19 protein-coding genes are annotated in these 24,954 nt (G+C 45.1%); 8 read left to right on the plus strand and 11 right to left on the minus strand.

Annotated features, from left to right (window positions below; genetic code table 11):
* Positions 1-64 precede the first annotated feature (64 nt).
* On the minus strand, positions 65-2,533 hold the full coding sequence (locus BWI96_RS16600) for a BamA/TamA family outer membrane protein (RefSeq protein WP_157830406.1): 2,469 nt from the start codon (positions 2,531-2,533) through the stop codon (positions 65-67).
* A 62-nt stretch (positions 2,534-2,595) separates the two neighbouring features.
* Between BWI96_RS16600 and BWI96_RS16605 the strand changes: the two genes are divergently transcribed.
* Positions 2,596-3,348: an RNA methyltransferase gene (locus BWI96_RS16605; RefSeq protein WP_106637663.1), complete on the plus strand. Its 753-nt coding sequence runs from the start codon at positions 2,596-2,598 to the stop codon at positions 3,346-3,348.
* 154 nt (positions 3,349-3,502) lie between these two features.
* On the opposite strand, the gene BWI96_RS16610 is transcribed toward BWI96_RS16605, so the two are convergent.
* Together BWI96_RS16610 and BWI96_RS16615 are read right to left on the minus strand one after the other, a co-directional pair.
* Entirely contained in the window at positions 3,503-4,294 is a 792-nt protein-coding gene (locus BWI96_RS16610) for a queuosine precursor transporter (protein ID WP_106637711.1), read from the minus strand.
* Positions 4,295-4,421: 127 nt separating this feature from the next.
* Positions 4,422-5,675 (minus strand): pyridoxal phosphate-dependent aminotransferase, encoded by a 1,254-nt coding sequence (locus BWI96_RS16615; RefSeq protein WP_106637664.1) that lies wholly within the window; start codon positions 5,673-5,675, stop codon positions 4,422-4,424.
* Between the two features lie 273 nt (positions 5,676-5,948).
* Here BWI96_RS16615 and BWI96_RS16620 point away from each other — a divergent pair, with 273 nt between their 5' ends.
* The gene (locus BWI96_RS16620) at positions 5,949-7,031 is read left to right on the plus strand and encodes a Gfo/Idh/MocA family protein (RefSeq protein WP_106637665.1); all 1,083 of its coding nucleotides are present in this window, start codon (positions 5,949-5,951) and stop codon (positions 7,029-7,031) included.
* A gap of 51 nt (positions 7,032-7,082) precedes the next feature.
* Here the strand turns inward: BWI96_RS16620 and BWI96_RS23420 are convergent, their stop codons facing one another.
* Together BWI96_RS23420 and BWI96_RS16630 are read right to left on the minus strand one after the other, a co-directional pair.
* Positions 7,083-8,180, minus strand: a complete 1,098-nt coding sequence (locus BWI96_RS23420) for an acyltransferase (RefSeq protein ID WP_106637666.1) — start codon at positions 8,178-8,180, stop codon at positions 7,083-7,085.
* Complete coding sequence (locus BWI96_RS16630; protein WP_106637667.1) at positions 8,180-8,974, minus strand: AraC family transcriptional regulator; 795 nt, start codon at positions 8,972-8,974, stop codon at positions 8,180-8,182. Before BWI96_RS16630 ends, BWI96_RS23420 begins: the two co-directional genes overlap by 1 nt.
* A 106-nt stretch (positions 8,975-9,080) precedes the next feature.
* Here BWI96_RS16630 and BWI96_RS16635 point away from each other — a divergent pair, with 106 nt between their 5' ends.
* The 4 genes from BWI96_RS16635 to BWI96_RS16645 are packed head-to-tail and all read left to right on the plus strand — an operon-like array spanning position 9,081 to position 13,047.
* Entirely contained in the window at positions 9,081-10,397 is a 1,317-nt protein-coding gene (locus BWI96_RS16635; protein WP_106637668.1) for a TolC family protein, read from the plus strand.
* A gap of 2 nt (positions 10,398-10,399) precedes the next feature.
* Complete coding sequence (locus BWI96_RS21960; protein WP_198555276.1) at positions 10,400-11,029, plus strand: HlyD family secretion protein; 630 nt, start codon at positions 10,400-10,402, stop codon at positions 11,027-11,029.
* A complete protein-coding gene (locus tag BWI96_RS21965; protein ID WP_198555277.1) occupies positions 10,992-11,456 on the plus strand; it encodes an HlyD family secretion protein in 465 nt (154 codons plus the stop codon). The genes BWI96_RS21960 and BWI96_RS21965 overlap by 38 nt, the downstream gene beginning before the upstream one ends.
* A gap of 1 nt (position 11,457) precedes the next feature.
* A complete protein-coding gene (locus BWI96_RS16645) occupies positions 11,458-13,047 on the plus strand; it encodes an MFS transporter (protein ID WP_106637669.1) in 1,590 nt (529 codons plus the stop codon).
* A gap of 161 nt (positions 13,048-13,208) precedes the next feature.
* Here BWI96_RS16645 and BWI96_RS16650 read toward each other — a convergent pair whose 3' ends face one another.
* Positions 13,209-13,592: a helix-turn-helix domain-containing protein gene (locus tag BWI96_RS16650; RefSeq protein WP_106637670.1), complete on the minus strand. Its 384-nt coding sequence runs from the start codon at positions 13,590-13,592 to the stop codon at positions 13,209-13,211.
* Positions 13,593-13,732: 140 nt separating this feature from the next.
* On the opposite strand from BWI96_RS16650, the gene BWI96_RS16655 reads away from it, so the two are divergent.
* Positions 13,733-14,524, plus strand: a complete 792-nt coding sequence (locus tag BWI96_RS16655; RefSeq protein WP_106637671.1) for an SDR family oxidoreductase — start codon at positions 13,733-13,735, stop codon at positions 14,522-14,524.
* 23 nt (positions 14,525-14,547) lie between these two features.
* Positions 14,548-14,871 carry a hypothetical protein gene (locus BWI96_RS16660; protein ID WP_106637672.1) on the plus strand — a complete coding sequence of 108 codons (324 nt, stop codon included), beginning with the start codon at positions 14,548-14,550 and terminating at the stop codon, positions 14,869-14,871.
* A 473-nt stretch (positions 14,872-15,344) separates the two neighbouring features.
* On the opposite strand, the gene BWI96_RS16665 is transcribed toward BWI96_RS16660, so the two are convergent.
* The 5 genes from BWI96_RS16665 to BWI96_RS16685 form a co-directional block, all read right to left on the minus strand.
* Positions 15,345-16,874, minus strand: a complete 1,530-nt coding sequence (locus BWI96_RS16665) for a glutamate synthase subunit beta (protein ID WP_106637673.1) — start codon at positions 16,872-16,874, stop codon at positions 15,345-15,347.
* Positions 16,875-16,980: 106 nt separating this feature from the next.
* Positions 16,981-21,585, minus strand: coding sequence for a glutamate synthase large subunit (gene gltB / locus BWI96_RS16670; protein ID WP_106637674.1), 4,605 nt, complete (start codon positions 21,583-21,585; stop codon positions 16,981-16,983).
* Between the two features lie 765 nt (positions 21,586-22,350).
* Positions 22,351-23,325: a ribonuclease Z gene (locus BWI96_RS16675; RefSeq protein ID WP_232793772.1), complete on the minus strand. Its 975-nt coding sequence runs from the start codon at positions 23,323-23,325 to the stop codon at positions 22,351-22,353.
* 58 nt (positions 23,326-23,383) lie between these two features.
* A complete protein-coding gene (locus tag BWI96_RS16680; RefSeq protein WP_106637676.1) occupies positions 23,384-23,824 on the minus strand; it encodes an STAS domain-containing protein in 441 nt (146 codons plus the stop codon).
* A 95-nt stretch (positions 23,825-23,919) separates the two neighbouring features.
* On the minus strand, positions 23,920-24,861 hold the full coding sequence (locus BWI96_RS16685; protein WP_106637677.1) for a phosphoribosylaminoimidazolesuccinocarboxamide synthase: 942 nt from the start codon (positions 24,859-24,861) through the stop codon (positions 23,920-23,922).
* Positions 24,862-24,954: the final 93 nt, after the last annotated feature.

Raw genomic sequence — 24,954 nt, forward strand, 5'->3', positions numbered from 1 at the left:
CAATAGTAAAACGCAGGATAATAGCAATCGCTAAGTAATATCAGTTTTCAGATTGATCATGCGTTTAGAATGGATACCCAATCCCAAATCGCAACTGAGGCCTATATCGGTTTTCCAGACGTTCGCTGAATAAATCTTTAATGACCCATTGGCCCGTGCCACCATCCAGACGGGGGCGGGAAGGTTCGTAAAGTTTAATACCCCAGTCGGCTCGCAGGATGAAAAATGATTTATCAAAACGGAGGCCAAAACCCGCGTCCAGAGCGGTTTGACCAATGAAAGATTTTACTTTGAATATTTCTTCTTCCTGACCTTGACGTAGTAACCAGACGTTACCCGCATCAACGAATAAAGCTCCGTTAAAATCGCCAAAAAGTTTAAATAAGGGGAATCGCCATTCCGCATTAAACTCCAACTGCAAACCGCCCGGACGTTCGAATTTATAGCTTGGCACTACAACTCCCGATTTCAGCGTATCGTAACTGGCCGCCCGTCCGCCCAGACCTAATTTACGCGGATTCCAGCCCCGCATGGAGTTGGCTCCACCGGCAAAAAAGGCTTTTTCGTAAGGGAGAATGCCCCCGTTTTTCGAGTATTCCCAGCCCAGGCCCCCGAAGCCCCGGAAGACAAACATCGAACGCCCCCGACGACGCAAAGGCACGTAAAGGCGGTAATCGACGCTGGTTTTCAGGAATTTATAAAAGCGTAAGTTTTCATTATCCGTTAGTGCCTGCTGAGCTTTTTGTGAAAGCAAATTAAGTGTCGTTCCTCCCGATTCCATGAAAATTCGCAGGTACTTCGTTTTTCGAAACGTATTCAGGTTCAGGTTGTTATCATTATAAACGTAAGAACCACTGATGCTCGAAACAAAAGAGCGATTAAAGGTGTAAATCAGGTTATTCCCCGCAAGTTGCTGCTCTCTTAAAAAGGCTTCAAATTCGGATGACTGGCGGCTCGTATTAATCAGGTTAATGTCAATCGGGCTGAAATAGAAGGTCTCCTTCGGTGAAATCTGCCAGGAATAGTTCACGGCCAATTTCAAACCCGTCCGGCGAAAATCTTTTCGATCACTGAACGAATAACCAATCCCGACCTGCGTGCGGGGTGTACTGTTCGCATACCGAATTCGCATGCTGGCGGGTAATAACAGCTGCGGGAAAATGAGCGAAGTATTAATGCCCGCTTCAAAGTTCTGATCTTTAAAGGATAGGTTCTGAGAGCTTTGGGTGAAGCCTGGCTGTCCGTCATACCCCGCTTTTCCGGCAATTTCCAGGGTTTCCAGTCCCTGAAAAATATTACGAATCCGTAAGGCTCCGTTGAGGAAGGGGCCCGGCAGTCCCTGATACACGTTCATACCCACCTCCGAGGATAACTCATAGCGTTGCAAAGACTGAGCAAAAATCAGAGCATTTAAGGTACGGTCAGCCGTAGTATCGTAGGTAATGTTGGGAAATTTAAACTGATCCAGCGTCCCCAGCATTCGCAGGGTTTCGTTATTTAAGGTCTGGCTATAGGTCATGTTAGGTCTTACCTTGACCTTGCTATCCAGCAGTTTAGTAGAATATTTTCTTCCAGCAAAGATGTACCGAATCCCCCGGAAGCTGGTAGAGTCAATACTCGGATTGGTTTCGGTTCCGTCCCGGCCATCCACAACAAAGGTAACCGCATTAATCTTGAAGTACGGGTACTGAGCGGGCATCGAATCAATCACCATGGTCACTTGCATGTGGTGTTTCATCGGCTCGGCCAGCGAGGTGTCGTAGGTGCCCGTGAAGGTGATGTTTTCCTTTGTGAATCCGTAGTATCCCTGATCGCGAAGGAGGGCTTCGATGCGATCCCGTTCGGCACTGAAATTACGCTCGTCAATGCGGGTACCCTTTCTTAAAAAACGAATACCCCGCGTATTACGAATCAGACTATCAATGCGGGCATCCTGGGTAACTAAACGAATCGAGTCGATCAGGTAAGGTTTATGCTGCTCTACTTCGTACAAAACCTTTACCCGGCGAAACTTAACGGTATCCAGTTTATAACGAACCGAATCATCGAACATTCCACGGTTGGTTCGTAAAAAGGCCTGAATGTTGGCTGCATTCTGACGGGCGTCTTCTTCGGTGATAATGGCTGGAGGTTCGCCCACTACCCGCATCCACCAGTGTCCTTGTTCAATGGCGAGTCGATTATGGTCAATTTTTCGACTTAGGCGATCAATTTTCTTTAGAGTTCTTTTGGACTGGATGGAATCCGGGCCATTCCGAAGTTGATTCATTTCAGCCTGATACTCCCGAATTTCCTGCTCAAAACGAGGCTTTTTATACTTCAGAAAATCAGGTCGGGCAATTTGATAAACCCATAGGAAAGGCGTAATGGGTTGGGTAATCAGCACGCGGTTGGATTCCTGGGGTAACAGGGCCTCCAGCTCTTCATTCGGAATTTCCTTGTTACCTTTGATCGTCTGTTTGGCGAGTAAATACTCGCCCCGACGCAATTCGGTACCTCGCGTACAGGCGGCTAAAAAACTAATAAAAGCCATTCCTATCATCAAAAACTGAAGAACAGAGTTCCTTTGGAGGAATGGCATAAGTATACGGGATAATGATCTCACAAAAGTGGCAAAAACAAATTCGCTTACTTCAACAAAAAAAACACCGGCAGGAGCTGGGAGCTTTTTTAGTGGAAGGCGGCAAGAGCGTTCTGGAGTTACTAAAGGCTGATTTTACGATTCAGGCTCTGTTTCTCACGGACACATTTTACAAAGAAAACCAAAAGCTGCTCGATGAGCAACCCTTTTCCTTTGAATTGGTTGAGGAATCGGAACTGGAGAAGGTTGGAACGCTGCAAAGTAATAACGCCGCCCTGGCCATTGCTAAAACGAAAGAGAACCGTCCGCTGCGTGTGGAAGGCTCGGAATTTGCTTTAATTCTGGATGATATTCGCGATCCCGGAAACCTGGGTACTATTATTCGGATTGCGGATTGGTACGGTATAAAGAAGGTGATTTGCTCGGAAACCTGCGTGGATGTGTATAATCCCAAGGTAATTTCCGCAACGATGGGATCGTTTACCCGCGTTCAGACGTATTACGTATCATTACAGTCTTTTTTAGAGCAGGAACAGACGAAAGCTATTTACGGTACTTTTCTGGGTGGAGAGTCGATCTATGACTTGACATTCGCCGATTCAGGATACATTGTTATCGGTAATGAGGCGAACGGGATTCGTCCTGAAAATGAGAAATTTGTTTCGAAGAAAATAACAATTCCCCGTTTCGGAGAAGCGGAGTCGCTGAATGCGGGTATTGCAACGGCGATTGTGTTGGATAACTGGCGGCGAGGAGTGAAGCCGTAACTATAGTCCTCAGGCGGGATCTTCTGTAAGTTAATTTTGGATTGGGGAGTTTGCTCTTATTAAGATAACTAGTTAGCTGAGACCAGCCAGAGGCCTATGAGCTAGTTAGTCACTCGGCTCTGCCGAGATAGGCGGTAATCCCCAAAACTCTTTTTTAAAACGAAACGGGCATTTCTGTCGCGGCATCGTCGGCCATTTTGCGGGCGTTATCTTCACCTAGCCAGCGGTCAATCAGGTAGTGTACAACGTATAAAACCGGAATCATCAAAATTGAAATAATAAACTTATAGAGGTAATTATTCAGAGCGACCGAGAGGGCCTGCTTCGCCGTCCAGTTACTGAAAATGTAAAAGGCTACGAAAACGACAACGAAGCTGTCGATGAGCTGGGAAACCAGTGTGGAACCCGTCGCCCGAATCCAGATATGCTTGTGCCCGGTGTGTTTGCGAAGGTATTGGAAGACCGTAACATCCAGAAATTGAGCTAATAAGAACGCCGTAATTGAACCGATAATAATGCCGAGTCCCTGCCGGAAAATCGTTTTGTAGGCAAAGTCAATATTGAAATTAGTATCGCCCTTATTAATATCCATCCAGAACTGAGCGGGAGGTAGGGTGGTGGCGGTGTAGATAATGAAAAATGAATAGGTAATTAAACCCGCGGTCAGAAAGGATAACCAGCGAACGCCTTTTCGACCAAAGTATTCATTAATCATATCGCCGATGATAAAGACAATGGGCCAGTTTAACGCTCCTGCGGCCTGATTGAAAGACCATTTATCGCCCCAGGGGGTTGGAATATTGGCTGGATTCATGCCCAGAACGGCTTCGACGGAGAAAATTTTACCACCAATGATTTCCGCAACCAGGGCGTTACAAATAAAAAATCCCGACAGAACGAAGAAAAGAATTTGTCGTTTAGAGCTAAATAAAGCCTGGTCTTTCATATACAAATGGGAGCTGAGAAAAGCGGTCTGAACTGACAAGAAAGCCATTTTTCCTGAAAAAACGTTCGCGTCTTCTTACAAAATATCTTGCAAAAAGACGCGAACGTTTATGGATATAATTCAGAAATCAGGCCAGTGGAGTAACCTCCTGTGGTTCTAGTACGGCCTTTTTTTCGGATCCGTTTAACAGGAAATTCTCAATTCGATTCGCGGCCAGATTCAACTGCTCGATGGGCGGTAACGTAACAATGCGGAAGTGATCGTCTTTACCATAATTAAACCCTGTGCCCGGAACGAGTAAGACCCGCTCATTCACCAGCAATTCATAAATAAATTGTTCATCATTAGCGAAACTGAAGCGTTTCAGGTCTAGTTTCGGGAATAGGTATAAGGCTCCTTTGGGCTTCACACAAGTAATTCCTGGAATGGACGTAATGCGATCATAAATGAACTGCATTTGCTGGTATAAACGACCCGAGGGAATTACTAAATCGTTGATACTCTGATACCCACCCAAAGCCGTTTGAATGGCGAATTGAGCCGGAACGTTACCGCAAAGCCGCAGACTGGCTAATAGATTCAACCCTTCAATGTAGGATTTTGCCTTATACTTGGCCCCGCTCAAAATCAGCCAGCCTCCACGAAAACCAGCCGCCCGGTAATTTTTCGATAAGCCACCAAACGTCAGACAAAGCGTATCCGTAGCGAGTGTGCCCATCGGATAATGGACGGCTCCGTCGTAAAGGATTTTATCGTAAATCTCATCGGAGAATAACATTAATTGATGCTCTTCTGCGATGCGGGCAATGCGGGTAAGCACGTCTTTGGAATAAACGGCTCCCGTGGGGTTATTAGGGTTAATCAACACAATCGCTTTCGTGCGACGGGTGATTTTACGTTCAATGTCTTGAATGTCAGGATTCCAATCGGATTCTTCGTCGCAGATGTAATGGACGGGTTTACCACCCGCTAAGGCAACTGACGTAGTCCATAGGGGATAGTCGGGCGAAGGAATTAGCACTTCATCCTGGTCGTCTAACAATGCCTGCATGGTAAGCAGAATCAGTTCGCTCACGCCATTACCGATGTACACGTCATCAATGCCGACTCCCGGAATACCAATGCTTTGCGTATAGTGCATGACTGCCTTACGGGCCGCGAAAAGTCCCCGGGAATCCGAGTAACCCTGAGCATCCCGAATGTTCACGATCATGTCGTGAATGATTTCGTCGGGAGCGTCAAACCCAAAAGGGGCGGGGTTACCGATGTTCAGTTTGAGGATTTTGTAGCCCTGAGCTTCCAGCTCCAGAGCTTTTTCATACACGGGTCCACGAATTTCATATCGCAAACTATCCAGTCGAGTCGATTTGTAAAAAGCCATACGCGGCAAAAGTCTGGTAATAGGACACTGAAAATTTAGTTTTCAGGTTACGAACCGAGAAACTAAATTATTTTAAAATATGTATTCAAAACTTCGGATGAGGCTCGCAATTTCGCGACATTTGGGGAAAGATGAAGCGATTCATTCAGAATATTCTATATAATCAGTAGAATATTTTGTTGAAAAGCGTGCTGGAACCATCAGAAAGGCATTTGAAGTTATTCTCCATAGGGGCATATCCCCTGAATTTGTGCTTATTACCTCTAATCTTTTATGGCATCAACAACGAGTAACATTCGCGTTTTAGTAGTGGGTTGTGGCAACATGGGAACTTCCCACGCCCTAGCCTATCAGAATCTGGAAGGGTTCGACATTTGTGGGATTGTATCGACGGGCAAGAGCAAGGAAGTGCTGAACGAAAAGCTGGGTGGCGGGTATGCCTTATACAATGAGTATGAAACGGCCCTGAAAGAAACCAAGCCCGACGCGGTTTGTATCTCAACGTATCCCGATACCCACGAAGCCTACGCTATTCTGGCTTTGGAGCAGGGGGCTCACGTCTTCATTGAAAAGCCTTTGGCGGATACCGTTGAAGGGGCTGAACGAGTGGTGGCCGCAGCGGAGAAGGCAGGTAAAAAAGTGGTGGTAGGCTATATCTTACGTCACCATCCAAGCTGGGAAAAATTCGTGGAAATTGCTCAGGACATGGGCAAGCCCTTGGTGATGCGGATGAACCTGAACCAGCAAAGCCACGGCAATATGTGGACGGTTCACCGGAATCTGATGAAAAGTCTGAGTCCCATTGTGGATTGTGGCGTGCATTACATTGATGTCATGTGTCAGATGACTCGCTCGAAACCCGTTCAGGTGAATGCCATTGGAGCTCGTCTCACCGATGAAATACCCGATTCCAACTATAACTACGGTCAGTTACAGATTCGCTTTGAAGACGGTTCGGTAGGTTGGTACGAAGCGGGTTGGGGGCCGATGATGAGTGAAACGGCCTTTTTTGTGAAGGACGTCATCGGGCCGAAGGGTTGTGTATCCATTGTAGCCAAAAATGCAGGAGCTGCGGGGAAATCGGATGATGTGGATTCGCACACCAAAACGGAATCTTTACGCGTGCACCGGGCGAATCTGAACAAAGACGATGAGTTTGTGCAGGAGGATGAATGGATTAACCTGACCGATGAACCTGATCACAACGAACTTTGCGAGCGGGAGCAGAAGTATTTTTTGAAAGCAATCGAGGAAAATACGGATCTGACGGATCACTTGCAGGATGCTGTGAACAGCTTACGCATTGCCTTTGCCTGTGACGAATCTGTTCGAACGGGTGAGCCTGTTCGGCTATAACAAATAAACGATACTTTGTAACCGGAAACGGCCCGCGAAAGTGCGTTTCGGTTACAAAGTATAAATGGTCTGAGGTTTATAAAAACGTCTTTCAATAGTAGTGTAGGTCCAACGCGAGATATAAAAAACCAGGATGTAATTCAATACAAATAAATAAGAATAGTCACTAGGAGCAAACCTTAATATTCGAATGAATAAGACATTAAAGAAAGTATTAATTAATCCGTGGATTAAATAAATGGAGTAACTGTAGGTTCCTATGTTTTTTAATACTCTGCTTTTGTTTAAAAAATGAGATATGAATCCTTTTTGAAAGGAAAAAATAAGAATAGTTATAAAGAAAAGAGCTTCATAAATAACAGTAATGTCTGCTAGTTTTTCTTTTAAAGGAATAGTGAGACCTAAAATTATAAGAATACTTACTTCTAAATAAGTAAAAAAATAGTCACTTGATTTATTAAAATACCTATACAAGTAACTATAAGTATTGAGGCAGATTACGCCCGTGAAGAATCCGATGAAGCCTCTAAGAAATCCATAGTTATACGTGTAAACAATAATCGCTGAACCAGTTAAGCGATACAATATAGAAAAGGATAAGAGAATAATACTTATATAGACGGCAGATTTGAAACGCATTTTTGCATTTGAGAGAATCAGATAAGTAACGATCGCATACAGAAAATAGGATAGTAACTCCGCACTGATTGACCAACTAGGATTATTCCAGCTTACATTAGTAATACCAGACCATGGAATAGAATTAAGGAGAAATAAATTGGTAATAAATGTTGTGATTGTATTATCTGTATTGAAATGATTATTGATAAGATTGCTTCCAGAAAAGAAACATTTAGTCAGTTCAAGAAATAAATAAATGAGTAGGAGGATGACGTGTAAAGGGTAGATTCGTAAAAGACGCTTTTTAAGGAAAGTAATAAGCGTTTGCAGGTTAGGGATTTCTGAATAATTGTAACGAATGATAAAGCCACTTAGGATAAAGAAAAAATCAACAAATAAGTCAGTTCCTTGCATAAATGGATTATTAAGAACGAGCGTGTCTGAGAAAAAAGACATGTGGAATAATACAATGAATGACGCTAAAATCCCTCTGAAAATATCAAGTGTCGTAAATCTCTGTTTCATCATTAGGCCTTTTTGCTTCTAAACTCTGCGGGTCGTCGATTCACCATTTGCAGAAAGGTATTACTAAAAGTTGACAAGCTCGTATACCCTACATCGTAAGCAATGTCAGTAATTGATTTATCCGTTTGTAACAAGTCTTCAATGGCCCGAATGATGCGATACATTTTCACGTATTGCAGAAAAGACATATCTAATTCCTGATGAAAAATTCGGGAGAGCGTTCGGGCACTTAAGCCGAATTCGTGAGCTACTTCTGGTAAATGCAAAGGCTGCGAAACGTTCCGTTGCAGATACTCAAGCACCGGCGTCAGCCGTTCGTGATGCGTGGTAGGAAGGGCAATAGGTAGGGGATGCTGGCTAATTTCCGGTAATAGATGCTTTAGCGTCATCAGAAATTCATAATCAAATCCACCGGGACGGATGGTTCTGCTCCATCGTTCCGTAAAGACCAACATCTCCAGCAATAAATCATTAACGGGATAAATGCCCATTTTACTGAAAAAGGGATGCTCCAAATCATGTTCATCCGTAAAATAGATGTTAGCTACCTTCAGAGTAGACGAAGTATGCAATACAAAATGCTCAAGCTGCGGAGGAATCCAGATGTAATGTCGGGCGGGCAAAAAATAGGCTTTGTCTCTGGTATTCAGATAAGAAATCCCACCTTCGATGTATGTAAATTGTCCTTTTTGATGATTATGGTAGGGGAAAGTCTGTTCTTGTTTTTGATTGACCAGGTAAATTGAATCTTTGAATAAATCAATGTTACTCAGATAGTCAGCTGTATAGAGATTCATAGTAAAAAGGGCTTGGCTGGAATGAACAAATAATTGGCAATTTATACAAAAAGAAGCGTTTTGCATTATTCTAATTTTGCATATCGGATGTAAATGAAAAAATGCAATGAAGTTAGTACCCCAAACCATCGTAATCTGGCTGATTACCTTGGGGATTATCCAGGCCCAGACTCCTTCCCCGCAACTAACCTTATCACTTTCTGAAGCCTGGCAAAAAGCTGAAAAGTTCAACAAGACGATTCTGGAACAAGATCTTCGCCTTAAGATTAGTCATGAAAGACTGGAGCAAACGAAAAGCGAACGGCTCCCCGAATTAGGGGCGAGTACGCAATACGCCCGGGTCAGTAACCTACCCATTTACGAGCGGGGTATTCTGAATACGCCTTTTCAATATCCCGTTTTACACAACTTTTTTCAACTGAAAACGGAGGCTTATTTTAAGGTGTACGAAGGCAAAAAACTTCAGACAAAAATTAAAGCAGAAGAGACGGAACATGCCTTAGTAGAAGAAGAAAAAAAGCAGACGGAGTCTGAAGTTAAGCTTCGGGTAGCGGCGGTTTATCTGGATTTGCAACGAAATCTGATTTATAAAGATTTGATGCTGAAGAACATCGAAGAAGCCGAAAAGCGTCTGACTGAAATCAGGGAGTTGAATAAAAATGGAGTAGTCTTGAAAAGCGATTTATTACGGGCAGAGTTACAGCTTTCCCGTCAGAAAATGACGCTTCATGAAATTGAAAATTCCATCCTTATTACCAATCAAAAATTGGATTTAATGATTGGATTGCCTGATACTACTATCGTGATACCAGCACCACTTCCCGCCAGCGATTCTCTGGCAAAAGGATATGAATCTTTTCTGGATGAAGCGTTTGATCACGCTTACCAGCTAAAAATTGCCAGTAAGCAAAAAGAAATAAGTGAATTACACTTGAAAGAAGTTCGGGCGGATTATAAACCTAAAGTCGGACTTTTTGCGGAGTATACCTATGCTTATCCCCAGATTACTTTTTACCCTTACGCTGGAGCTTTATACGGCTTTGGCATGGCGGGGTTGAAAGCTTCGTATTCGCTTTCTTCACTTTATCATAATAAGCACCGTGAACAAGCGGCTATGGTTGAAATTCAGCGGCAACAAGTAATTGAATCTGACAGTGAAGATCAGGTAAGGCAGGCGGTTAAGGAAGCTTATGTGCGTTATGGAGAGGCTTTACATCGTATTGAAGTCTCGGAATTAAGTACCAGACAGGCGGCTGAGAATTACCGTATTGTTCATAATACGTACTTCAATCAACTGTCTTTATTGACCGATTTACTGGACGCAGATACGCAGTTACTCCAAAGTCAATACGACCTGGCTTCGGCTCGTTTAGCGGCTCGTCTTCAATACTATCAACTCTTAAATACCTTAGGAAAACTTTAATCATGAACACGTCAAAATATACCCGTACTGATCAGTTAATCACCCGGATCACGGCCTGGGTTGCGGGACTTATTATCATTGGATTAGTGGCTTGGGGCGGCTTTACCGTGTGGGATTTATACCATTTCGAAGCTACGAATGACGCTCAGATTGATGAGTACATCAACCCCGTAACCAGTCGGGTGACGGGCTATGTTCGAAAAGTATATTACGAGGATGACCAGGAAGTAAAAAAAGGAGATACGTTGGTCGTGATAGATGATGACGAATACCGGATTCAGAAAGCGGAAGCCGAAGCGGCTTTAATGACGGCCAAAGCCCAGATTGGGGTGCTCAGTAGTAATACCGTTACCTCGGATAAAAACGCGGTAGTGAATCAATTGCAAATCGGAGCGGCGAAGGCCCGTTTGGTGAAACAGCAGCAGGATTTTGAACGGTACGAAAAGTTATTAGCAACGGAATCCATCACGCAGCAGCAGTTTGAGAACGTAAAAATGGCATTGGATGTAGCGAAGTCAGAATACGAGGCTTTGCAAAAAGCCTACGAAACTTCGTTATCAAAAACGGATGATATTACCGCCCAAAAGGCCGTACTTGGCAGAAATCAAGCGTCGGCAGGCAGTGCTGGATGAGATTAATCTAAAAATTTCCTATTCGGTCATTACGGCTCCTTACGACGGAAAAATGGGTAAGAAAACCATACAGAAAGGGCAATTGATTCAGGCCGGACAAACGCTGGCCTTTATGGTGGACTCCGAAGAAGGAAAATGGGTGGTAGCCAATTATAAAGAAACCCAGATTCGGCACATGCACCTGGGGCAGACTGTAGATATCGAGACGGACGCCTTTCCCGGTGAAGTCTTCCACGGTGAAATCGTATCGTTGTCGGCGGCAACGGGTTCCCGGTTTTCCCTATTACCCCCAGATAATGCAACAGGAAACTTCGTGAAGATTATCCAACGGGTTCCGGTTCGTATCAAACTGACCGATGATGTAAAGAAAACGCAGGTGCTGCGGGCGGGAATGAACGCCGTGGTAACGATTAAGAAAGGAGTCTGAGATGAACGAGAAAATGCCCGTTTTTAAAAGCTGGGTGCCTGAATGGCTCATTCGTGGGACGATTTTCACCGTTATTATGCCCGGCATGTTTTTACTGGGAATCTTTGCTGGAAACGTAAATGAAACGGTCGGATTTTACGGAATTGAGCCTGCCGATGTACAATTCTCGGTGCTGGTGTATTACGTAGCTCTGGCCAGTTTTTTCTCACTTGAACAACGACTTGTGAGTTACTTCATGGCCAAACATTACTTCCTGATGGGCCTTTGTCTAACCATCGGATTAAATGTTCTGCTCTACTTTGTGCGAGAACCGATTTATCTGTATGTGCTTCGATTTTTGCAGGGAATCTGTATCAGTGGAGTAATTGCCACGTCCATGAATCTGATCTTTTCCCGGATGACTTCCGAAAGGATTCGGGTAATGGGTTATACCGTTTTTTACGGCATGCTACTGGCTTCGGCTCCCTTATCTACCGTTTTTGTGTCCTGGGCCTTGCAATACGTGGAGTTCAATGTGCTGTTTAAACTAATGATTTACCTTCAGATTCCTGGGGCTTTATTATTACTCGGAATCATGAATAACGTTCGCCTGAAACGCCGAATTCCGTTGGTGCAGGTGGAATGGATTAGTTTTGTTTTACTTGTCCCAGCCCTGATTAGCTGGGCGTATATGATGGTGTATGGTCAGCAGGAAAACTGGCTGGATTCGCCCAAGATAGTTCTTTGCCTGGCTTTCAATCTGTTATTAATACTTCTGTTCATACTGCGTCAGCGAGCATTAAAACGTCCTTACATCAACCTGGCCGTATTCCGAAGTTCGGCTTTTAATCTGGGATTGTTAATTCTGCTGGTATTCTACGTATGCCGGGGAGCCCTGGGCTTGACCTCTTCGTATTTCGGGACGGCTCTAAAAATGGATCCTATTCACGTAGCTGAACTGATGCTTGTTAACCTGGTCGGCATTGTCGTGGGATCTTTTGTCGTTTCCCGTTTTGTATTGCAGAACAAGAGTCTACGGATGATTTTGCTGACAGGTTTTGCCTTTTTAGGAATCTTTCATCTTTGGATGTATAGCCTTTTTTCTGATACCGCTGAGCCCATTTACTATGTGATTCCCTTGTTTCTACAGGGACTAGGGGCGGCAACTTTAATGGTGCCCATTATTAACTATTACGTCTCATCGGTTCCGGCACCTATCAGTGGTTCGGCTTCGGCGGTAGGCATTCTGGTGCGTTATACGGGTTTTAGTCTAAGTATGGCCTTATTGAATTTCACCAGATTGTTCTCGAAAAGCATACACTACCACCGATTACAAGATGCAGTTACTTCCACCAATCCGTATACGGTTCAACGATTGACGGCCTATAAGGAAAGTTTGATTCACCGGGGAGTGCAGGCTGATCAGGCAGGACTGATGGCGAATAAGTTACTCGGACAAACGGTAGATTTACAGACGCAATTACGTTTTTCTATGGATTATTACCTGGTGATTGCGGCCCTTATTGGCGTTACTATGCTGGCCATTGCTACGGTTCCTTATGTGCAGTCAAAAATGATCTTCACGCGACAACCCGCTGCTCCGGTGTTGTAGCTTGCTGTTCGTCCGCATTTTTTACGCGGACGAACAGCGTATCAAAAGTGTTGTTTAGGTATAGCCTTAAGTAGAAAAACTAAGAGGATAAATTTCAATAATAATTGTAACTCTATACATGCTATTCCTTTCTATAAATACATCAATAATCAGGCAATTGATTAATTAGAAATATTCGCCGAATCAAAACTTACCAGTTGCTTTATAATTACCTCCCGTAAATGTTCTTCGTGTTCATCAGCCCATTGTCCTAAAGTGGCAATTACGGGAATTAATGTATGTCCGAATTCAGTTAGGCTGTATTCTACTTTAGGTGGTATGACAGGATAAATTTTTCTCTCAACCAATTCGTGTTCTTCCAGTTCTTTCAACTGAATATTCAAGACTCTGCGTGAAGCGTCGGGAATTTTACGTTGCAGCTCGCTGGGTCGTTTATAACCTTGATTGATAAACCATAGCAAACGAATTTTCCACTTGCCATACAACACTTCACCGATCAGATCAAGTCCACAATTCAGGTTCGGTATTATTTTTCTTTCATACATACTGCGAAAGTAAACGTATGGCTGAATTTGTGCAATAGGGGAAAAACTTATCCCTATATGAATCCTGATTCCGTACTTGTGTAAACTTCAATTAGGGTTCAATTTTGTCCTATCAACAATTTTTGAATAGGACAAAATAAATGGAGCCATTTAATTTCAACAATGAGTTATCGGGCAAGATTGCCCTGGTAACCGGCGGTACAAAGGGAACGGGTAAAGCCATTGCAGAAAGGCTTTTACAGGCGGGTGCAACCGTTATCATCACCGCAAGAAACGCACCGCAAGAAGCGGACAGCAGGCTGCATTTCATTGCCTCTGATTTAAGCAAGGCACCCGAAGCACAAGAGGTAATTAATGAAGTACTCTCAACGTACGGGAAGCTAGATATTCTAGTAAACAACTTGGGGGCTTCTGAAACACCTGCGGGTGGTTTCGCCGTATTATCGGATGAAAACTGGGAGTCAACCCTGCAGGCCAATCTGCTTGCTCCCGTCCGACTGGACAGGGGATTCCTCCCGCAAATGATCGAGCAAAAAAGTGGCGTTATTATTCACATTGCTTCCATACAGGGCAAATTACCCCTGTATGCTTCTACGTTGCCTTACGCCGCCGCCAAAGCAGGACTGATCAATTACAGCAAAAGTTTGTCCAATGAAGTTACGCCCAAGGGCGTTCGCGTGCTGACGGTTTCGCCGGGATGGATCCGGACGGAAAATGTCAAAGTGTGGTTGGAACGACTTGCCCATGCTTCCAATACTTCTGTGGAAGAGGCAGAGCAAAGTGTTATGAATGCTTTGGGAGGAATACCTTTTGGAAGACCAGCAGAGCCCGAAGAAGTAGCAGAGTTGGTTGGATTTCTGGTTTCACCTCGAGCGAGCTATCTCACCGGAACTGAATTTGTAATTGATGGTGGAACTGTTCCTACCGTTTAATAACCTTTTAAAAAGACAAAACCATGAATTTACCGAAAGTACTGACAGATTTAGTAACAGCACAAAACAACTTTGATAGTGTGGCCTATGCTAATTGTTTTTTAGAAACGGCCGTAGTGTTTGATGAAGGCAAAACGCATAAGGGCCGAAAGGAAATAGAACATTGGATTGCGGATGCTAACGAGCGATATGAGGCTGTTATGAAGCCCGTCAGCTTTGAAGAAAAAGAAACGGAAAGCCTTTTAAAGGCAGAGATTTCCGGAAACTTTAATGGAAGTCCTGCGGTATTAAATTATCAGTTAGAAATAAAAGACGGATTTATACAGTCATTGAAAGTTACGGGATAACCGGGGAATGGCTAAACTTAGCCGTTCCTTTTTTAGTTTAAGATAACCATCAAAGAAGATGTAAACTAATTTATTAGACAGGCATAGTAAATAGATAGTTCAATGAAAAAAGGCTTTGCAGAAAGGTCACTTTTAGGCTTCTCAATTTACAACAACACCGAATAGTAATGGCAGATTCATTTTGCTTCACAGATGCATGGATTAGACATCTTCCTTCAAAGAAAGTTAACAGCAACCTACTATGAACTTCGGGTTAACCCCGCCTGCCCTGTTGAACACATTGAGAGACTTTACGGATTGAAGATGAGTTGGGAATAACCAAGTGGTTTCGTCTTCGGCAAAGAATTTGCTAGAGGAGTAAGATTCTTCGCTCTGGATGACAGAAGAAGAGTTTTCCTGGTACCATCCTACAAAGAAAGCGGTTAACAGAAGATTCTGCTAACCGCTTTTCTTTTATTCCTAATCTTAGAAAACTACACTACTGAGAACATAGATTTCGCTTTGGCTTCGAGTTTGGAGGTACCACCATTGAGGTAACAATCCGCCGCCCGGGCTGCTTCGCGACCTTCGGAAATGGCCCAAACCACCAGCGATTGTCCGCGACGCATATCTCCCGCGACGAATACTTTGTCAATACCCGTCTGATAGTTTTCTGAGAGAACGTTTCCGCGAGGATCGAACTCTAAGCCATTTTCTGCCAGTTGAGCTAATAAACCTTCGCGTTGAGGATGTAAGAAACCAGCCGCAATCAGAGCTAGGTCGCACTCAATCACGCGTTCGTTTTGCTCAACGTTCTGAGCTTTTCCGTCAACTACAGTAAGTACGATGTCAGCAATACGTAAATGCGTTAACTTCTCGCCATCGCCGATGAATTCCTTCACTGAAATGCTCCAGTGGCGTTCACAACCTTCGTCGTGGGACGTACTGGTACGTTTCATGTTGGGCCACAGCGGCCAGGGCGTACCTGGGTGACGATCTTTTGGAGGCTCAGGCATTACTTCTACCTGCGTTACCTTCGCCGCACTGTGACGGTTAGAAGTTCCGATACAGTCAGAGCCTGTATCACCACCACCGATTACTACTACGTTTTTACCCGTAGCTATTAATTCGCCATTCTGGTATTTCGCTCCCCGGTGATCGTACACGCGGTCGATGTTGGCCACGCGTTTGTTCTGCTGACTCAGGAATTCCATGGCAGGATGAACACCTTTGTTCAGGTACGTATCCCAGCCAATTACATCCTTGCCATCCCAGGTTTTATTGATGCCACGGGCTACTGTTGAACCACCCGAGAGTAATACTAAGTCGTATTGTTCCAGCAATTCAGAGCCGGAAACATCTTCACCAACGTTAACACCCGTTTTGAAGACGATACCTTCGGCTTTCATTACTTCCACGCGACGGTCAATCGTCCATTTCTCCAGTTTGAAATCGGGGATGCCGTAACGTAATAAGCCACCTACCTGATCGGCCCGTTCATAAACGGTTACCCAGTGACCCGCCTTATTAAGCTGAGCAGCGGCTGCCAGACCCGCAGGACCACCACCGATTACTGCTACAGATTTGCCCGTACGGTCTTTTTCATCGATAATGTTCGGTTTTACCAGATTATGTAAAAACGCATATTCGATGATCGATTTCTCGATGTATTCAATCGTAACGGCGGGTTTGTTAATTCCCAAAACGCAAGCTGACTCGCAGGGAGCGGGACAGATACGGCCCGTAAATTCGGGGAAGTTATTCGTTGAACTCAGAATTTCGTACGCTAAAGCCCAGTTGCCTTCATACACAGCGTCGTTGAATTCAGGAATGATGTTTCCCAGTGGACAGCCATTATGACAGAAAGGGATTCCGCAGTCCATACAACGGGCTGCGTTGTGCGTCTGCACCTGCTCAAAAGACAGATCAATATCAATTTCCTTGTAATCAAGTTTACGCTCAGCAACCGGACGCTTGGTGGGTACTTCACGCGTAAATTCCAGAAAACCAGTTGGTTTGCCCATTGTCTTATATTGTAATCACTGCCTAGGCAGTAAGGAATGATCAATTTGGAAAAGTAAATGAGGGGAGGAGAAGAGCGGATACATTAGCGTATCCGCTCCGTCCAAACTATTTGGCCAGCACGTCAGCTACAAAGTCACCGTATACGATTTCTTTATTAGCAATCTGATCGCTAAGGGAAATACCCTTGTTAGCCAGAGCGTTTTTGAAATCGGTTGGCATTACCTTCACAAACTGATCGGCGATGACGTCCCAGCTATCTAATACCGTTGCCGCTACTTTGGATTTGGTAGAAGTCAGGTGCTTATCTACAAACATTCGTACGATGCTGTGATCTTCGCTGGATAATTTTTCCAGCGTAATCATCTCAGGGTTAACCTTCTCGGCGAAGTCTCCGTTTTTGTCCCAGACATAAGCTACTCCACCACTCATACCGGCACCAAAGTTCCGGCCTGTGTTACCCAGGATAATCACCAGACCACCCGTCATGTACTCACAACCGTGATCACCGATTCCTTCAACCACAACTTTCGCACCAGAGTTACGAACGCAGAACCGTTCACCAGCCATTCCGCGAATGTAGGCTTCACCCGAAGTAGCTCCGTAGAAGCAAACGTTACCCACAATACTGTTTTGCGAAGGAATGAAATCGGGACGGATGTTACGGTCGGGGTAAATGATCAGCTCCGTTCCGCAAAGGCCTTTTCCTACGTAGTCATTGGCGTCACCTTCGAGTTCCAGTTTCATCCCGTTTGTACCGAAAGCTCCGAAGCTTTGTCCGGCTGTACCACGGAATTTGTAGTGGATCGTGCCCGCAGGTAATCCTTTGGCTTTGTATTTTTTCGTAATCTCGTTCGAGAGCATGGTGCCCACGGTACGGTTTACGTTGATGATGCTGAATTCACCCGTTACTTTTTCCTGATTGTCAAGAGCGGCTTTCGCTGCTTCGATCATCGCCCAGTCGAGCTGAACGTCCAGGCCGTGATCCTGCTCTTCTACTTTCACCATCGGCTCGGTATCGTACATCGGATCGCGGTAAAGGATGGACTTGAGGTTAACCGTTTTGGCTTTCCAGCTCTGAACGCCTTCCCGCATCTTCAGTCGCTCTACGTGACCTACCATTTCAGGAATCGTGCGGAAACCAAGCTTACGCATGTATTCACGAACTTCAGTCGCCAGGAAGCGGAACAGATTTACCACGTGATCGGCATCTCCCGTAAATAAGGCACGGAGTTCAGGGTTTTGCGTAGCCACCCCAACCGGACAGGTATTCAGGTGACATTTACGCATCATGATGCAACCCATCGTTACCAGAGCAGCCGTGGCTACACCGAATTCTTCGGCACCTAACAGAGCGGCGATGGCAATGTCTCGCCCCGTCTTTAACTGACCATCCGTCTGAATCGTTACGCGACCACGCAGGCGGTTCCGAACCAGCGTTTGGTGAGTTTCAGCCAAACCAAGCTCCCAGGGCAGACCTGCGTGACGGATGGATGACAGGGGAGAAGCTCCCGTACCTCCATCGTGTCCGGCGATCAGGATGTGATCGGCGTGAGCCTTGGCTACACCCGTAGCTACGGTACCTACACCGGCTTCAGAAACCAGTTTCACCGAGATACGAGCCTGACGGTTGGCATTTTTCAGGTCAAAAATGAGTTGAGCTAAATCTTCAATGGAGTAAATGTCGTGGTGAGGAGGAGGCGAAATCAGACCTACGCCGGGCGTAGAGTGACGCGTCTTACCAATCCAGGCATCTACCTTATGACCAGGTAACTGTCCACCTTCACCAGGTTTCGCTCCCTGAGCCATTTTAATCTGTAATTCTTTGGCGTTCGTCAGGTATTCCATTGTTACTCCAAAACGGCCAGAAGCTACCTGCTTGATGGCAGAGTTCATCGAATCACCGTTTTCGAATACCGTATAAAAACGTTTCGGATCTTCACCGCCCTCACCCGTGTTGGACTTACCGCCAATCCGGTTCATCGCAATTGCCAGGGTAGAGTGAGCTTCCCATGAAATGGAACCGAAGGACATCGCACCCGAAGCAAAACGAGTCATGATGCTTTCAATCGGCTCTACTTCTTCGTCTTTCAGCCATTCCGATTGGGGCAGTAATTTCAGATCAAGCAGACCGCGTAACGTAGCCGTTTTCTGCGTTTGATCGTCAATGGCTTTGGTATATTTCTTGAATAACTCGAAATCGTTCTTTTTCGTCGACTGTTGCAGAGCGTGAACGGTTTCGGGGTTAAACAAGTGGAATTCACCGCGGTGTTTCCACTGGTAGAAACCACCTACTTCCAGGCGAGGATTACCCACGTGAACTTCGGGGAAAGCCTGGTGGTGACGAATCAATACTTCCGTCTGGATACCTTCAATGTTCAGTCCGCCAATGCGGGTAACGGTGCCGGTGAAATATTCATCCACCACTTCTTTAGAGATACCCAGTGCTTCGAAAATCTGAGCACCCTGGTAACTCTGAAGCGTTGAGATTCCCATTTTAGAGAAAATCTTCAGCAATTCTCCATTAACCGCCTTCGTGTAATTGGCACAGAGCTTATCGAAATCGTAAGGAACCGACACGAGATTTTTGTCCCGCATGTTCGAGATGGTTTCGAAAGCGATGTAAGGGTTCACAGCCGCCGCACCAAAACCAATCAGCGTAGCAAAGTGATGCGTTTCCCATACGTCTCCAGCCTCAACAATCAGACCGACTTTTGCCCGTAATCCCTTGCGAATCAGGTGCTGATGCACGGCTGAAGTAGCGAGTAAGGATGGAATTGGAGCGTGGTTGGAATCGACGCCACGGTCAGACAGCGTAATGATCTGGTAGTCATCATTAACTGCGTATTCCACGTCTTCACAAATGCGTTTCAGGGCTTTTTTCAGAGCACCTTCGCCGCCATTGGCCCGGAAGGTGATGTAAACCGTTTTGTTCGTGAAGTGACGGGTATCAATGTTCCGAATCTTTTCGAGTTCGGTATTATCCAGTACTGGCTGACGCAATTCCAGCACTTTGCAGTGTTCGGGAGATTCCGTCAGAATATTACCGTAACCACCTACATAACTCATCAGCGACATAATGGTACGTTCGCGGATGGGGTCAATGGGAGGGTTGGTTACCTGAGCAAACAATTGCTTGAAGTAATGGCTCAGGTGCTGGCTTTGATCCGAAAGGATGGCCAGAGGCGTATCCACACCCATCGAACCGAGGGCTTCCTTACCCGTCTCTACCATCTGAGTCAGAATGATCCGAACGTCTTCCGTCGTCATTCCGAATACCTGTTGCTTGGTAACCAGATCTTTATCGTAAGGGGTATTCCACTCCGTTTTAGGTTCGGGCAGATCGTTCAACGTGATTTTGTACTTGTTCAGCCACTTCTGGTAAGGCTGAGACGCACAAATTTCTGATTTCAGTTCTTCGTCAGGAATGATGCGACCCTGCTCCATGTCCACTACGAACATACGACCGGGTTGCAGACGGCCTTTCGAAACTACTTTTGACTGATCAATGTCCAGAACCCCGGCTTCCGAAGAAAGGATAACGGTATCGTCATCCAACACCCAGAAACGGCTCGGACGCAGACCGTTACGATCCAGCGTAGCACCGATGATTTTACCGTCCGTGAACGAGATCGAAGCTGGCCCATCCCAGGGCTCCATCAGAGCTGCGTGGTATTCGTAGAATGCTTTGCGTTGCTCGTCCATTTCGGTATTGCCGTCCCATGCTTCGGGAATCAGCATCATCATTACGTGAGGTAATGAACGACCCGCGAGGTAAAGTAACTCAATAGCATTATCCAGGTTCGCTGAATCCGACTGCCCGGCAGGACAGAGGGCTTCGCGAATGATTTTCAGTTCTTCATCCGAAAAAGCGTCTGACTTGAACAGGGCTGAAGTTGCCTTGAACCAGCTTACGTTCCCTTTTACGGTGTTAATCTCGCCGTTGTGAGCGATAAAACGGAAGGGCTGAGCCAACTTCCATTCAGGGAATGTATTGGTAGAGAAACGGCTGTGAACGATAGCAAATGCTGACGTTACCGATTCGTTCTGTAAATCCAGGAAATAAGGCAGGGTTTGCATCGTCGTGAGCATACCCTTGTAAATGATCGTGCGGCTGGAAAGTGACGAGAAATAAAACTTCTCGTTAACGCCACGCACGGCTTCGTTAACCACGCGGGTAACTAACTGACGGAATACGTACAGTTTTCGCTCGAAGTCCAGTTCACCCGTAAGGTGGGCGGGCTTACGAATGAATAACTGCTCCATCTGAGGCTCGGAGTCCCCCGAATCGGCACCCTGAATGTCCGTGTTATTCACGGGAACAATGCGGTAACCTAAAATCTCAAGCCCTAACTCAAGAGCCTGACGGTGAATAACTTCCTTGCACTCTTTGCGTACAGCGTCATCTTTCGGGAAGAAGGTCATCCCAACGCCATAATCGCCGGAAGCGGGAAGACTGATGCCTTCTTTGGCACATACTTTCAGAAAGAACTCGTGAGGAATCTGTAACAGGATACCCGCTCCGTCACCGGAGTTTGGATCACAGCCGCAGGCACCCCGGTGATCCATGCGTTCCAGAATCTGGATGGCATCGCGAACCGTGCGGTGCGATTTACGGCCTTTCATATTGGCAATAAAGCCAATGCCACAGGCATCGTGCTCAAATTCAGGGCGATAGAGGCCCAGAGGTTGCTGGTTAGGCTGGTTTGACATATCCCTAACGGTTTGCTCGGTAAAAATTCAAAAATCGGTAATGCAATAAGGAAAAAAGGTTCAGAAGAAAATCTGTGTAAATAAGAATAAGTACCACAGATATTAAACTGGTCTGCTAAGATAGTGCAAAAAATAATTGGTAAAAAATAGTGTTAGCCATATAAAATTTGGATTTTTTCTGAAGTGCAGAAATAATGAAATTTTCAGTTAGGATTATCATATTATTAACAAAACACTAAAATCGTTAAAAATTTGATAATTACATTTACAGGTTTTCAATTTGAAGAATTAATTATTGAAAAATTGAAAATACTGATTTAGAGGTTTCGGATTTAATAGAAATTAAAATAAAACTGGTGAAATCTCCGATTTAATGTTTCATTAAGCTTATAAGTAAGTTTTTTGTAAAAAAATCTATCTTTTCTGTATAAAATCTCTTGCTGTACCTAACAAAAAGTGGGCAAATGAGTTCAAATCTGAAATTTTAGTGGATTTCGCACACGAAAAGACACGACCAAACAGGCCGTGTCTTTTTCATAAAATAATACTTGGGAAGCCGAATGCTTTTAAAGATGATCTTCTCTATACTTCGCTTTCGAGTGATCTGAAGCTGAAAAGTAGATGGCCTGCTAGCTTTATAGGAAATCAGACCGACTTCCCAGGAACCCACGCTCAGCTCTAATTTTTCCCTTTTTAGAAACAGCTAACGTTACCTCTGATTGGAAGAGATATGGGTTAGTCTTTGATTGTACTGAAATAGAAGGATTAAAAAATCTGATGATCGTTGCTGACCGGGTGAATTCCGATTTCATACGTTTTCCCTTCTTCTGCCAGAATGGATGCAGGAAAGACTTCCTGAGCATCCAGCAAAATTTGGGTAACGTCCCGGTAGCGGGAAGAAAAATGTCCTAATAATAACTGCCCCGCCTGAGCATCTTTGGCTACCTGAGCCGCCTGTCCCGCCGTTGAATGGTTCGTTCGCAAGGCCCGTTCATGCAGGTCGTTCGCAAAGGTGGCTTCGTGGTATAATACATCTACGTTTTTAACAACTTCGGCTAAATCGGGCAGGTATAAAGTGTCCGAGCAAAAAGCATAACTCCGCAACGGTGGCGGCGGTGTAGTCAGGGCCTCGAAACTGTATTTGAGATTCCCATTCGCATCATAAACGTCTTTCCCTGACTTAAGCTGTATAAGCTCTTCCGGCAGGGCTTTTTCTGGAACCAGGCCTTTGATGAGATTTCGTTTCTTGGGTTTTTCCCTGAAAATAAAACCGGTACACGGAATGCGATGCTTCAGCGGAACCGTCTCGACTGTTAGGTGTTCATTCTCGAAAATATGTTCCTGCTGATGCGGATTCGTGGTGTGAAATTCAAGGGGATAGGTAAGCCGGGTATCGGAATATTTGAAATGGGTAGTAATAATATCGTCCAGCCCATGGGGACCGTAAATAGCCAGTGGCTCCTGCCGTTGGGCCAAACTCATGCTGGTTAATAACCCAAATAAACCAAAGTAATGATCGCCGTGTAAATGCGAAATAAAGATATTATACAGCCGACTTAGCCGCATTTTATGCCGAAGTAACTGCAACTGTGTACCTTCTCCACAATCCACCAGAAAATGCTCGCTTTCGTACGTAATCCACTGGGCTGTTGGGTTTCGGTGAAGCGTTGGTGTGGCAGAACCTGTTCCTAATATCGTGACCTGAAATTGCAAAGCGTCTTCCTTTCGTTTATGTTGCAAAAGGCAAGAAAAGAATTATTCCTGAATCAAAAAAGCCGACCCTGCGGTCGGCTTTCCCTTAATATTCTTCGTCCTTGCTGCTGGAACTGCCTTCTTCATCGGCACTTCCGCCGTAATCGTATTCATCGTCTTCTTCTTCGCGAAATTCGCCTTCCAGCTCATTCATGAAGACGGCATCAACGGCTTCTTCAACGGTTGGCAGAATCGTCAGATCGCGGATTTTGGCCCCGTCCAGTTCTTCCGTAAGCTCATCGTCTTTGGTGACCAGAACAAACAAACCACCATCCCGTAAGCACAGTTCGTTGGCTTTACGAAGTACAGAAAATCCGTCCTGTTCAATGTTTTGAACCTGAGCTAAATCGATAACAATGTTAGTATATCCTTCTTTCCAGAGTGAAGCAACGCTTTTGGAAAGAGCCTGAGAAGCTTCGGTATCAATCGTCGCCTGTGGGATGTCAATTAATACGTACTGCTGATTTTTTTCAATTTTTAAATCCATCGTTCTTTATATAGTTTTTAGTTGATGGTTGTCAGGTTAATAATGCTATAAAATCTTATTTGTAGAAACAACAAACAACAAACAACAAACAACAATTATGCTCTTGAAGCTAATAACTGGTTCACATTCATTTCAATACGGGCCAGTGGATTTGGATCGGGCGTAGGCGTGAACGTTTCACCCGCTACTTTTTCAAATAACTCAATATAACGTTGAGAAATCTGATTAATCCACTCTTCAGACATTTCAGGAACGCTTTGGCCTTCCTGTCCCTGAAATCCATTGGCAATGAGCCATTCGCGAACAAATTCCTTGGAAAGTTGTCGCTGAGCTTCACCCGCGGCCTGCCGCTCCGCATAACCTTCGGCGTAAAAGTAACGGCTGGAGTCGGGTGTATGAATTTCGTCAATCAGGTAAATCTCCGTACCACGCTTGCCAAATTCGTATTTGGTATCCACCAAAATCAGCCCCTGGTCGGCGGCCATTTGCGTGCCGCGTTCAAATAAAGCCAGCGTATACTGCTCCAGTTGCGTATATTCCTCTTCGGAAATTAAGCCTTTGCTCAGAATGTCTTCCCGCGAGATGTCTTCATCATGACCTTCGTGAGCCTTTGTGGTTGGGGTAATAATCGGCTGGGGAAGGCGATCATTTTCTTTTAGCCCTTCGGGCAAAGTAACGCCGCACAGCACCCGCTTGCCGGAACGATAGGTACGCCAGGCGTGTCCGGCTAAATAACCGCGAACTACCATTTCAACGGGATACGCTTCGCAACGCCAGCCGAAACTAGCGTTCGGATCGGGGACTTCCAGTAACCAGTTCGGAACGATATCCGCCGTAGCTCGCAGGAAATGAGCCGCTAACTGATTCAACACCTGTCCTTTATAAGGAATGGGGTGGGGAAGAATTACGTCAAAGGCCGAGATCCGGTCGGAGGCGATGGCCAGTAAGTAATCTTCGAAAAAATATACGTCACGAACCTTGCCATGATACAGGCCGGTCTGACCGGGAAATTGGAAATCAGTACGGGAGATAGGCATGAACCTGAAAATAAGTTACAAGCTGCAAAATTAACCAGCGGAGCGTCAAATGCCAACTTTAGCAAGGAAACAGCCATAATCCTGATTGATGAA

It is taken from the genome of Siphonobacter sp. SORGH_AS_0500, assembly GCF_002838835.1.
Taxonomy (GTDB): Bacteria; Bacteroidota; Bacteroidia; order Cytophagales; family Spirosomataceae; genus Siphonobacter.